The organism is Wolbachia endosymbiont of Pentalonia nigronervosa, assembly GCF_014534705.1.
Classification (GTDB): domain Bacteria; phylum Pseudomonadota; class Alphaproteobacteria; order Rickettsiales; family Anaplasmataceae; genus Wolbachia.
Map to the genome: position 1 here is coordinate 1 of NZ_JACVWV010000037.1, position 12,227 is coordinate 12,227.

The window sequence follows — 12,227 nt, forward strand, 5'->3', positions numbered from 1 at the left end:
TAGAGCGTTGTAGAGAAGCAAAGTCACACATGGGATAGGTTGTTTTTATACCCCCCAAAGAGAATTTGACGTTTATTTCTTTGTTTCGCAGAAGGTCTATTCAATAAATTTGTGTAAGATACTATTTTACATAGTACAGATCGTAAGTATTTTATGATACAGCTTGAATAATTTTTTGTTGACTTGCAAGACGGTATCTCTTGCTCTTCTGAATCTGAAAGATTTGTCGCTTCTGTAACTACACTTCCTTCATCATTCATTGACCCAAAAGAATTACTTCTTTCCTGTTTTCTCGCTTTTTCAGCCTTTACTCCTTGACATACTAAACATACAATAAAAGCAACTAAAATTGTCGCCATAACACAAGCTACTGTAATACCTGCAATACCTGCAGTACTGAATTTATCCGCACCCTCTGCTGTTTCTGCTAGTGTTTTAAACGCTTCTGCTGATTTTTCTGACATTTCTTTTAATTCCTCTACAGCTTGTGTTAGTTCTGCTACTTTCTCTTCATTTTCTGCTAATTTCCCTCCAGTTTCCGCTAATTTCTTTGCTGCTTCTGATGCGTCTGCTACTCTTGCCAACTTTTCCGCTTCTAATACTTGTGATACTTCTGCTATTTTCTGTGCCGCTTCTTCTGCTTTTGTTGTCGCATCTGTTAATTTAGCTATTTCTGCCGCTCTAGCTGCATCTTCTGACGCTCTAGCTGCATCTAGTAATTTAGCTGCATCTTCTAATCTAGCTATTTCTTTTGCTTTTGCTGCTGCTTCTGTTGATAATCTAGCTACTTCTTGTGCTCTAGCTACTTCGTCTAATCTAGTTGCTTCTAATTTTTTTAACGCATCTTCCAATTTTGCTGCCATTGATTGAAAGTCGCCGTTATTCGTCATAGCTCTAAACCAATTTGCTGCCTGATAAAACAATTCCATACTTATCTCCCATTAAAGTTAAAAATTCATACCTCTATTGTAATTTTTAAATAGTTAATTTAGTATTAATTCAATTTGTTATTGAGAAATTTTATTTAATTCTCCTTCTGAGGACATCAATTTGCAGTAAACAAATGAACCTTGCATTTTTATAAATTTTTTGATATTGTAATCAAGAAATCGGGGCGTAGCGCAGCCTGGGTAGCGCACTTGGTTTGGGTCCAAGGGGTCGGGAGTTCAAATCTCTCCGCCCCGATTCATTAGGTACTTTTTAAGTGAGCCAAGGTTTTCATATATTTTTAATGAATTATGATTATAAAGTAATTGACAATTACTAATTTATAGGATCTAACTTATAAGTAAGTTAACTATGCATGGAGGTATAAAATCTTGATTGAAGTATCAGTTCATTATGGCGATGTAGACCGAGCACTTCCGGTGCTAAAAAAAGCAATCCAAAAAGAAGGAAGGCTGCTTAAAATGAAAAAACAATATCACGAAAAAAAATCAGACAAAAGAGCAAAAAAAAAAGCTGAAGCTAGAAAGAAAAGGTATCAGCAAGAGTGCAGAAGACAGCGTTATGGTTGGTAGGTTTATATGAATATTCATGAGTATCAAGCAAAAGGAATTTTACATAAATTCAATGTTCCAGTACCAAAAGGGTTCTTTGTTACATCTATAGGAGAAGTAGAGTCACAAATAGGTCAGTTAAAGTCTGACGTATATGTAGTTAAAGCTCAAATTCATGCAGGTGGTAGAGGTAAAGCTGGCGGTGTAAAGCTGGCAAAATCTATTGAAGATGCTAAGCAATTTGTACAAAATATGCTCGGTTTAACTTTAGTTACACATCAAACAGGCCCAAATGGACAGCAAGTAAGAAAAGTGTACATTGAAGAAGGCTCAAGCATTAAGAAAGAGTATTATCTCAGTTTAGTAATTGATCCGAAATTAAGCAGGCCAACATTTATCTTCTCACCAGAAGGTGGAATGGATATCGAAGAAGTAGATAGTTCTAAAATTATAACAATTGATATCGATCCTGCTGCTGGTTTTGCTAGTTTTGATAGCAACAAGCTAAATAATGGCTCTAACTTAAGTCCAAATCAAATAGAAAAAATAACAAGTATTGCCAAAAATATATACGAAGCATTTGTAGCAACTGACGCAAGTCAAATTGAAATTAATCCATTAGTTGAAACAAATTCTGGTGATTTTATTGCCCTGGACGCTAAAATGAATTTTGATGATAATGCTTTATATCGTCATCCAGAAATTTTAGAACTCCGCGATTATGATGAAGAAGTAAAAGAAGAAATAGAAGCTTCAAGATACGGATTAAATTATATCAAAATGAATGGTAGTATCGGTTGTATGGTAAATGGCGCAGGTCTTGCTATGGCAACAATGGATATAATAAAATACTACGGAGCAGAACCGGCTAACTTTTTAGATGTTGGTGGCGGAGCAAACAAAGAAACTGTAACTGAGGCGTTTAAGATCATATTATCTGACAATAGCGTAAAGGGAATTTTAGTAAACATATTCGGTGGAATAATGCGTTGTGATATAATTGCCAACGGTATTGTTGAAGCTGCAAAAGAGATTAGTATTAATGTTCCTCTGGTAGTTAGGTTATCAGGAACTAATTTTGCGGAAGGGAAAAGAATCTTAGAAGAATCAGGATTGAACATTATTGCTGCAGATGAACTTGATGAAGCTACACAGAAGATAGTAAAAGAGGTGAAATAAAAATGTCAGTTTTAGTAAATAAAGGTACAAGATTAATATGCCAGGGTTTCACTGGTGCACAAGGTACATTCCATTCAGAACAAGCGATTAGCTATGGTACTATAATGGTAGGAGGAGTAACTCCTAAAAAAGGAGGAAGTTCTCATCTCAATTTACCAGTTTTTAATACCGTAGCAGAAGCTAAGGAAAAAACAGAAGCTAACGCTACAGTTATATACGTTCCTGCTAAATTTGCTGCAGATGCCATACTTGAAGCAATAACTGCAAAAATAGAATTGATAGTTTGTATCACAGAGGGCATTCCTATATTAGATATGGTCAAAGTTAAGCATGCACTCACTGGCTCAAAAAGCCGACTGATTGGTCCTAATTGCCCAGGGATTATTACACCTGAAGAGTGCAAAATAGGAATTATGCCTGGACATATTCACAAACGTGGACACATAGGAATTATGTCTCGTTCTGGAACTTTAACTTATGAAGCAGTAGCACAAACAACCGCTGTTGGTCTTGGGCAGTCTACATGCATAGGAATAGGTGGAGACCCTGTTCATGGTATGACATTTGTTGATTGTATGGAACTCTTTCTCAAAGATGAAGATACTCACGGCATTATAGTAATTGGTGAAATAGGTGGCAATGAAGAAGAGGATGTGGCACATTTTGTTAAAACAGAGAAAACTAAAAAGCCAATAGTTGGTTTCGTAGCAGGAAAAACAGCACCTCCAGGAAGGCGTATGGGTCACGCTGGGGCGATTATTTCCTCTAGTGGCGGAAGTGCCGATGCAAAACTAGAAGTGATGCAGAGTAGTGGTATTGTGGTTGCAGAAACTCCAGCAGTGATTGGTAAAAAAATGTTCGAGGTTATGAACAATTTGCACTAGAAAATGCTAAACCTTTTATGTTCACGAAATAGACCTTGTATCTTGAATTTTTACATATAACATTTTAATAGTAACTATAAATCTCAGTGAATGTTTTTAAGAGTATTCAAAAATATATTCTTTTTTTTGGTCAGCATATTATTTGTCTCTCCCATATTATCGTTAATATCAATCCCATTTACCAATTCAGCAAATTCTGAGTGGGTGATCAGTACACTCTTTCCTGAATATATACTCAATACATTAATTTTAATGATAGGAGTTGGTGGCGTAGCTTTTATATTTGGTGTAATTCCAGCTTGGCTTACCACATTCTTTTCATTTCCTGGAAGTAGAATTTTTGAAATTGCCTTGTTTTTTCCAATATCAATACCAGGGTACATAGTAGCATTTGTGTACGCAAATACACTTGAGTTTTCAGGTCCAGTGCAAAGTTTACTAAGGGAATTTTTCCAATGGAGCAAAAATGATTATTGGTTTCCGGAAATAAAATCACTTGGCGGCGGGATATTAGTCATGGGATTTAGTTTATATCCATATGTTTACATGCTAGTTCGTTCAAGTCTTAAGAATGTTAGTAACTCAGTCACTGTTGCATCAACACTTGGATTTTCTCCATTACGTAGTCTGTTTTCTGTCGTTATCCCATCTGTACGTCCATCTATCGTGGCCGGATTATCCTTAATAATGATGGAGGTCATCACAGATTTTGGCACACCACAATTCCTAGCTATCGATACTTTTACAATCGGAATATATCGCACTTGGTTTTTACTGCACGATAAATACTCAGCTACTATTTTAGCAATCGCAGAATTGTCCTTCATTATAGTATTAATAGTCTTGGAAAAAAGTCTACAAAAAAAAGGTATATCCTACTCGTCTATAAATACCAATTCAGATTATCACAATAAACGCAATATAAATGGCTCTATACCGTTAATTTGCACTTATATCGTGTGTGCACTGCCAATACTGATAGGCTTTATCTTGCCAATAATTCCATTGATATATTGGAGCATAGAAAAGAGTGTGTTCATCTATGATACAAGATTCTATAACATAATAGCAAATAGCGTCAGTTTATCATTTTTTACTGCATTACTCTCGATTAGTATTGCAATAATAATGGGATGTACTGCACGTAAAAATAAAGTAATTAGCTATATAGCACGTCTCATCTCAATGGGCTATGCAATACCAAATGCAATTATTGCAATAAGTATCATTATATTCTTGAATAAAGTGTCATCTACGGTTACTCAACATATTGCAAAGATCAGTTTAGTAGGCACTATTGGTGCTTTGATCTATGCATACTTATTCCGTTTTTTTGCTATATCATTCAAAGCAGTGGAGTCAGGACTTAATAAAACACCAAATGAAATCGAATGGACTGCATATACTATGGGCCATGGTCCTATTTCAACATGTATCAATGTTCATATTCCTTTAATCAAGAAAAGTATATTATCAGGTTTTTTGCTTGTATTTATGGATACTATAAAAGAATTAACTGCAACTCTTATCATCAGACCATTCAATTTTGAAACTATTTCAACCAGGATATATGAACTTGTAAGCGATGAACGTTATAGAGAAGCTGCACCGTTTTCGTTGATTATTGTCACAATAGGTTTAATTTCCACAATAATATTATTTAAACTTGATAATGCCTTCAAAGAATAAATAACAAAAGTATATTAAATTGAGTTTTCTTTCATCATAGTTAATGTTAAGTTAACTAACTGCTGTTAAGAATAAGCAAGAATTATGAAGTAAATATGGTAACATAAATAAAATGCAAAAAGCTCAGTAGTGCTAAAGTCGAATTAGAGTTTAGAAAGACTACTCACATAATATCAATATAAGCTTTGCTGCTTTATGGTGTGAGGCTAGAGAAATATTGACAAATAACTGCATTTATGATAAAATTATAGAAATTTAGCAAGGAGAGGGTAACATGTTCAAAATATATAAATCTTTTAAGTTCGTTAATACTTGTTTAATTTTATCTACAACTGTCTTACTGACTGGTTGCTTTGCGACGATATTTTCCAACCCTACTCAAACAATTCAAATGCAAGTAGTAGATAGTCAGGGTAATTTGCTAGAAGGAGTAAAATGCACTGCACGTTTTCCTGAATCTGGAGTGTACTATTCTCTTACATCTAATCCTGGACAAATAACAGCTCAACGGGGGTCAGGGCTATTATTTGTTAATTGTAAAAAAGCAGGTTATGAACAGTCAGATGTAATGGTAGGTGAAGATTTTAATAAGGTTACTTTGCTCAATGTAATATGGCTTCCTGGTTTTGCTGTTGATGCAATTACTGGAGCTTATAAACAGTATCCATCACACTATATTATAACTATGAGAGAGTCTGCTGGATCCTAATTTGAATCAGGTATGAATGCAAGTTCACTAGAAACATAAAAATTAGTTTTGAATATAAAAAACAGTTGTGATTCTAGGGAAAATTTGCTAGTCTAGCATAAATTATTTTTTGTAGAGGTGTTAATATGGTAGTTTTATCAATAGTACTATTTGTTTTTGTTTTTTTATTAAACACTACTGCTAAGTTATCGGTTTGTTCTCTTATGTTTGTATTATCAGCACTAGTTACAAATGTAATAACAGACTTATACGGTAAAAGAAATGCTACTAACATTTTGCTTGTATGTATAGCTATCAGTATAGCTTTAATGTGGCAAAACCTTAGTTTCATGCTCGTGGCTTCCTTTATTTCACTATTCATATCACTTCATTTTAGTATGTCTACACTTGAGGCACTTCAGCCAATATTTAAACGTCAATTTCACATAGAGAATTTTACTGCTTTGTTCAACTGCTCACTAATTGATAGCAGTATAATAGCTATAAGCTTAATGAAACAAACCTCTTTTAGTAATGCTTTAATTGTAGGTTTGAAAGACTTTATTTTTAAGATGTCTTATACGTCAGTAATATGTTTTGTCTTATTAGCAGTATTTGGCTTCTTACGCCAGCGCAAGTACCACTTGAGATCAAATAAGCTGATTGCTTTTATTATCAATCATTAACAATAGGATTTTTAGAAAACAAATAAAATAAGAAAGATTTAGTGTTAAAATAATATTCTAAAAAGTTTTGCTATGTAATTTAGTTCTCTCACATCATTCATTGCATAAAGTGATATGATTTTTTCTTCAGCATCTGGTATTTCTATGTGAATCTTACCCACTTCTTGACCTTTTTTGATTGGTGCGGGTATCATGTTAAAATGTTTAATATATACCTTAATTTTATCATGCAGACTACGGTTATATGTTATCACAACATCGTTTTTAACTGTCATAGGTACCTTTCTATTTTTTCCATGCAAAACATCTGCTTCTTCAACAATGCTGTTCTGAGTAAATATTTTCTTGGTAGTAAAATGATTCAAGGAATATTGTACCAATCTTCTTGCTTCTTCTATTCGCTCTTTCTCAGTACTTAAACCATTGATAACAATAAATATTCTTCTATCATCTCGCTTTGCTGATATAGCAATTCCGTAGCCGCCAGCATTTGTATTACCGGTTTTTAAACCATCAACTCCAACATCGTAAGAAAGTAAAAGATTTTTGTTTTTTTGCGTGATTCCATTATATGAAAAATATTGTTCAGAAAATAGATCATAATACTCAGGGAAATCGGTAAAAATCCTTTTTGATAACACTGCTAAATCCCTCACGCTCATAAAGTGGTCTTCATCTGGCCAGCCACTTGAGTTAACAAAGTGGCTATTATTGAGGTTAAGTTTTTGTGCTATTTCATTCATTTCAATCACAAAATTTTCCTCTGACCCTGCAATACCTTCTGCTAAAGTTATGCACGCATCATTACCTGAAACTATAATAATTCCTTCTAATAATTCTCGTACTGTCACAAATTGCCCTTCTTTCAAAAACATAGAAGAGCCTTTTCTTTCCCACGCCTTTCTACTTACTTGAAACTCATCTTCCATATTAATTACCCCAGCTTTTAAATAATCAAAAGCTACATATAAAGTCATCAATTTACTCATCGAAGATGGTGTCATTTTCTCATCAGCATTGTGTTCAAAGATAAAAGATTCTGAAGCTAAGTCTAAAATTACTGCTTGTTTTGCTTTGGTTCTAAACTGATATGCATGTAAGTGAAAAGGAAGTGCAAAAACCAATAGTAAAATTATATATCTGCTCAACATATTCATAACTTAAGTATACTAATCAACGGTATTATTTTATAAGAGTTTTTCAATAAAATTATTATATAATGTAAAAAAACTGCATATGTATCATATTTTAACATATAAAAACCATGAACCAAAAATAGATGATAGTGCTTTCATAGCAGGAGGTTCATATATTGTAGGTAAGGTTGAAATTGAAAAAGATGCAAACATTTGGTTTAATTGTGTGTTGAGGGGAGATGTTGGGTCAATAAAAATAGGTGCAGGAACAAATATTCAAGATGGAACGGTGATTCACGTTGATAGAAATCCTGGAGGTGATACGGTTATTGGTAATATGGTAACAATAGGGCATTCCTGTCTGTTGAATGCATGTACAATTCATAATAAGGCATTTGTAGGCATGAACTCCACTATCATGGACCATGCTGTAGTTGAGTCTGGAGCTATGGTTGCAGCCGGTTCTTTAGTAACAGTAAGCAAAGTAATAAAAAGCGGACAAATATGGGCTGGTAGACCAGCAAAATTTTTTAAGAAGATGTCTGATGAAGAAATAAAACATATTGCAGAATCAGCAGAAAATTATATCATGTTAGCAAGGGAGCATAAGTTATAGTGAGATAATTTTTTGGTTTATAGAAAACTTGGGTCTTGAATTTTTACTGAGCAAGTAATAAAATATATACATATGGTTTTTTCAATTTGTTATGTTATGTATAGATAGTAGCACTAGCCTGACGCAGTATATTGCCAAAGTAAACCATTTTCCTATGCTATCTCAGGAAGAAGAAATACAGTTAGCAAAAAATTGGCACGAGCACCAAGACATTCCCTCAGCACATAAATTGATTACTAGCCACTTAAGTTTGGTAGTAAAAGTTGCCATGAAATTGAAAAATTATGGACTGTCCCTGATGGATTTAATCATGGAAGGAAACATCGGGTTAATGCAGGCAGTTAAGAAATTTAATCCTGATTTAGGATTTCGCTTCTCAACTTATGCTGTATGGTGGATTAAAGCTTCAATGAAAGATTTCATATTAAAATCCTGGTCGTGCGTAAAAATAGGAACAACACAAGCACAAAGAAAATTGTTCTTTAGTTTACGTAAAACAAAAAAAAGAATTTTACAATATTCCAATAGAGAAAACTTAAGCGATGAAGACGTAAAAGCTATATCCAATGAGCTTTCCGTATCTGAAGAAGACATAGTACAAATGGATCGTCGATTGGCTCAAAAAGACCTCTCATTAAATGAGAGCATTAAAATAAATAATGAACCTGCAAAAGAATTACAAGAGATGATTCCTTGCAATTCACTCAATCAAGAGTTAACCTGTCAAAATAATGAAGAAAGAGAGTTAAAGGAAGTGATTTTAAAAAATGCATTGGCAACCTTAAATGAAAGAGCAAGGGACATTTTTGTCAGTAAATATTTATCTGACCACCCTAAAACACTAGATGAACTTAGTAAAAAGTACTGTGTTTCAAGGGAGAGAATAAGACAGATAGCTGAACAATCAATGGGAAAGGTAAAACAATATATACAATCAGAAAGTTTGAAATTTAGTTTATATGCGTAGTTATTTTATATTTTTACTATTTTTTTCAATTGGTGCCTTTGCATCAGTGAGCGATGTAAATTTGAAAGAAAAATACAAAGATTGGCTCGTATATACCGCATTGGAAGATGGAGAAAAAGTATGTTATATTGTATCTTATCCTAAAAAGAAAAGTGAACACTATACAACTAATCGTAAGCCACATGTAATAGTCAGTTATGTTAATACAAAAGCAGATGAAGTAAGTGTATCTTCAGGATTTCAGTATGATAAGGAACCTGTAATTCTCAATATTGATCAAAAAATAAAATATAAATTACCAGTAATAGAAGGAAGCTTTGCATGGGCGGACAATACAAAAACAGACCGGGATTTAGTACAAAAAATGAAACAAGGGTTATCAATGGTGGTTCTTACTAAAACAAAAGCAATAACAGTTGCTGACACTTATTCTCTTCTTGGCTTTCAAAATGCATATAGAAAAATGCATGACTTATGTCAGCAAAACTAGCTCTTGTGCAATATCTTCATAAATTTTTGTTAAATCCTTATCTAATACTAAAGGATTTCCATAATCAGATGCTTGGCATATTCGTGGATCTATAGGAATTTCACCTAAGAGCTTAATTTTTAACTCTTCAGACATCTTTTTTGCACCTTCTTTTCCAAAGATATATATCTTCGAGTCATTCTGAGTAAAATAACTCATATTTTCTATGATGCCAATAACTGGTACACTTAATTTTTTAAACATGTCATAAGCCTTACGAGCATCAATTAAAGCAAGTTCCTGCGGTGTTGAAATTATAATTGCACCAGTTAAGTTAAACTTTTCTGTCAGGCTCAGATGCACATCCCCTGTTCCAGGTGGTGCATCAATTATCATGTATTCTACGTCAGACCATTTACTTCCCATTAGTAGATTATAAAGTGCTTTCGTGACCATAGGTCCACGCCATATTGCTGCCCGACCTTTATCAATAAAGTAACCAATAGAGGTAGTTTGAAGTCCATATTTTTCTATAGGTATAGCTTTACCGTCCTGTATCTCTGGCTTTAATTTTTCAGTACCAAGCATTTGTGGAATCGAAGGGCCATATATATCTGCATCAACTAACGCAGTTTTATATTTTAACTTTACCAAAGATAGAGCAAGGTTAAGAGCAATCGTAGATTTCCCCACCCCTCCTTTACCTGAAGCAACAACTATTATTTTTTTGACTCCTTCAATATTCAACTTTGGTTGTGTGAACTGTTTTTGGTCTGCAGAGTTCGTAGTTACAACAGTTACTTTTGTTACACCTAGTATTAATTCAACAACTTGTTCGCACTTTTTTCTCAACACCTCTGCTTTATTTGCCTGCATTTTATTGGAAAGCTCAAGTGCAAAACCAACATGCCCTCCTTTAATAACAATTGCAGATATAATACCAAGAGATACCACATCTTTACCACTTTCTTGATCTATAACTTCTTTTAAGCTTTCCGTTATAACTTCTTTACTAATATTCACACAGCTATCCTATCTTTCCTTTAGTTATACAAGATGTAGCTAAAAAGCATAAGTTTTTGTTGATCAATGTATAACATTTTCGGTAGAATGTATGTCTGTAGTTATAGAGACGATAAATGGTAACTAAAAATAAAAAGTCACTTGAAAGTCCCAAAAATCAAGATAATGAAAAAACGTCTTTAAGCAAAAGTAAAAGGGATTTTATAACTCTGACTACATGTGCTATGGTTGGTATTGGAGCTGGAAGTGCACTTTGGCCATTGGTTAAATCAATGAACCCTTCTGCTGAAATTTTAGCAATGTCTACAGTAGAAGTAAACTTATCTGGAGTTCAAGAAGGCAAGGGAATAAAAGTCAAGTGGCAGGGTAAACCGGTATTTATTCGCAAACGCACCAAACAGGAGATTGAAGCTGCCAGAGCTGTTGATGTAAACACTTTAAGAGATCCTCAAACAGATGAACAGAGAGTATGTAAAGGTAAAGATGAGTGGTTGATCATAAAGGGAGTATGCACCCATCTCGGATGCGTACCAATTGATCACGCTACAAAAGATGGCAACGGTTGGTTTTGTCCTTGTCATGGTTCATATTATGATACATCTGGTCGAGTCATTGGAGGCCCCGCACCAAAAAATATGGATGTACCTGATTATTTTTTTCCAAGCGATGACGTTGTAGTAATTGGTAAAAAAGCTTAACACATAGTTCACACAATGGTATCAACTTAAGAAAAACATTGCTTTCTAAGCTTTTATAGTTAACATACAAATTACATAAGAAAATGCACAAAAACATGAAGTAACATACTTTTGACATTAATTAATTTACTATTATAGTATATTGTAAAAAAAATAGGTAACATTTATGATAATTGAAATGTCTAAAGAAAATAGTGAAAGGCTTTTGTATGGTTTTGAATACCTTAACAAAGTTGGCCAAAACTATTTTGCTTCACAAAATAATAGTAATAATAGTTCTACAAGCTCGGGGAAAAAATTTATTAATGCTCTTCTGCTCACTCCAGTCATCGTACCTACTGCTATAACACTATCATTGATGGGTTGCACTTATTTATGTTTGAATGCCGTTAAAGCTCAAGATGATGATTCTACACTATCTAAAGTGGCAAAGAGTGCAGTAAGATACTTAATTTATCTTGTTGCTTTTGTATTTTTATCTACGTGCATCGTTCTAGAAGATGTCTTGAAATCATTTAAGTAGCTAATTTATTAAGCATAACGGTAATCATATTAAAGAAAATATTGGTTTTTGAGGTAAGAGGAGAATGTTCGTAATCTTTGCTCATGCGCCTAAAATTGGAGAGCCAAGCAAAGGTTCTTTCAACTATCCAACGTTTTGGAATAACCTGAAATCCTTCAGCTTCGGGATCT

The 12,227-nt window shown here is 33.7% G+C and carries 15 protein-coding genes and 1 tRNA gene; 11 read left to right on the forward strand and 5 right to left on the reverse strand.

All coding sequences use genetic code 11. The annotated features are described in order from the left end of the window. Positions 1-23 precede the first annotated feature (23 nt). Positions 24-929: a hypothetical protein gene (locus IC220_RS04375; protein ID WP_188153337.1), complete on the reverse strand. Its 906-nt coding sequence runs from the start codon at positions 927-929 to the stop codon at positions 24-26. 181 nt (positions 930-1,110) lie between these two features. Between IC220_RS04375 and IC220_RS04380 the strand changes: the two genes are divergently transcribed. The 6 genes from IC220_RS04380 (at position 1,111) to IC220_RS04405 (ending at position 5,960) form a co-directional block, all read left to right on the forward strand. Continuing rightward, positions 1,111-1,185 (forward strand) — tRNA-Pro (locus IC220_RS04380). Positions 1,186-1,319: 134 nt separating this feature from the next. Further along, entirely contained in the window at positions 1,320-1,520 is a 201-nt protein-coding gene (gene rpsU, locus IC220_RS04385) for a 30S ribosomal protein S21 (protein ID WP_188153338.1), read from the forward strand. 6 nt (positions 1,521-1,526) lie between these two features. Then, positions 1,527-2,678, forward strand: a complete 1,152-nt coding sequence (sucC, locus tag IC220_RS04390; protein WP_188153339.1) for an ADP-forming succinate--CoA ligase subunit beta — start codon at positions 1,527-1,529, stop codon at positions 2,676-2,678. Positions 2,679-2,680: 2 nt separating this feature from the next. Beyond that, complete coding sequence (gene sucD / locus IC220_RS04395) at positions 2,681-3,562, forward strand: succinate--CoA ligase subunit alpha (protein ID WP_188153340.1); 882 nt, start codon at positions 2,681-2,683, stop codon at positions 3,560-3,562. A gap of 90 nt (positions 3,563-3,652) precedes the next feature. Next, on the forward strand, positions 3,653-5,251 hold the full coding sequence (locus IC220_RS04400; RefSeq protein ID WP_188153341.1) for an ABC transporter permease: 1,599 nt from the start codon (positions 3,653-3,655) through the stop codon (positions 5,249-5,251). A 274-nt stretch (positions 5,252-5,525) separates the two neighbouring features. Further along, on the forward strand, positions 5,526-5,960 hold the full coding sequence (locus IC220_RS04405) for a hypothetical protein (RefSeq protein ID WP_188153342.1): 435 nt from the start codon (positions 5,526-5,528) through the stop codon (positions 5,958-5,960). Between the two features lie 73 nt (positions 5,961-6,033). On the opposite strand, the gene IC220_RS04410 is transcribed toward IC220_RS04405, so the two are convergent. Then, positions 6,034-6,321 (reverse strand): hypothetical protein, encoded by a 288-nt coding sequence (locus IC220_RS04410; RefSeq protein ID WP_188153343.1) that lies wholly within the window; start codon positions 6,319-6,321, stop codon positions 6,034-6,036. A gap of 348 nt (positions 6,322-6,669) precedes the next feature. Then, complete coding sequence (locus tag IC220_RS04415; protein ID WP_188153344.1) at positions 6,670-7,776, reverse strand: D-alanyl-D-alanine carboxypeptidase family protein; 1,107 nt, start codon at positions 7,774-7,776, stop codon at positions 6,670-6,672. A gap of 85 nt (positions 7,777-7,861) precedes the next feature. Here IC220_RS04415 and IC220_RS04420 point away from each other — a divergent pair, with 85 nt between their 5' ends. The 3 genes from IC220_RS04420 to IC220_RS04430 all read left to right on the forward strand — a co-directional run bounded on the left by IC220_RS04420 (position 7,862) and on the right by IC220_RS04430 (position 9,834). Further along, complete coding sequence (locus IC220_RS04420) at positions 7,862-8,377, forward strand: gamma carbonic anhydrase family protein (RefSeq protein ID WP_188153345.1); 516 nt, start codon at positions 7,862-7,864, stop codon at positions 8,375-8,377. A gap of 91 nt (positions 8,378-8,468) precedes the next feature. Continuing rightward, on the forward strand, positions 8,469-9,344 hold the full coding sequence (gene rpoH, locus IC220_RS04425; RefSeq protein WP_188153346.1) for an RNA polymerase sigma factor RpoH: 876 nt from the start codon (positions 8,469-8,471) through the stop codon (positions 9,342-9,344). After that, positions 9,337-9,834, forward strand: coding sequence for an invasion associated locus B family protein (locus tag IC220_RS04430; RefSeq protein ID WP_188153347.1), 498 nt, complete (start codon positions 9,337-9,339; stop codon positions 9,832-9,834). Before rpoH ends, IC220_RS04430 begins: the two co-directional genes overlap by 8 nt. Here the strand turns inward: IC220_RS04430 and IC220_RS04435 are convergent. Beyond that, entirely contained in the window at positions 9,817-10,836 is a 1,020-nt protein-coding gene (locus IC220_RS04435; protein ID WP_188153348.1) for an Mrp/NBP35 family ATP-binding protein, read from the reverse strand. The genes IC220_RS04430 and IC220_RS04435 overlap by 18 nt on opposite strands. Before the next feature lie 116 nt (positions 10,837-10,952). On the opposite strand from IC220_RS04435, the gene petA reads away from it, so the two are divergent. Next, positions 10,953-11,534 (forward strand): ubiquinol-cytochrome c reductase iron-sulfur subunit, encoded by a 582-nt coding sequence (gene petA, locus IC220_RS04440; protein WP_188153349.1) that lies wholly within the window; start codon positions 10,953-10,955, stop codon positions 11,532-11,534. Between the two features lie 166 nt (positions 11,535-11,700). After that, the gene (locus IC220_RS04445; RefSeq protein ID WP_188153350.1) at positions 11,701-12,057 is read left to right on the forward strand and encodes a hypothetical protein; all 357 of its coding nucleotides are present in this window, start codon (positions 11,701-11,703) and stop codon (positions 12,055-12,057) included. Here the strand turns inward: IC220_RS04445 and IC220_RS04450 are convergent. Further along, positions 12,050-12,227 (reverse strand): transposase (locus IC220_RS04450; protein WP_188153335.1); only part of this gene is annotated, 178 nt, incomplete at its 5' end. The genes IC220_RS04445 and IC220_RS04450 overlap by 8 nt on opposite strands.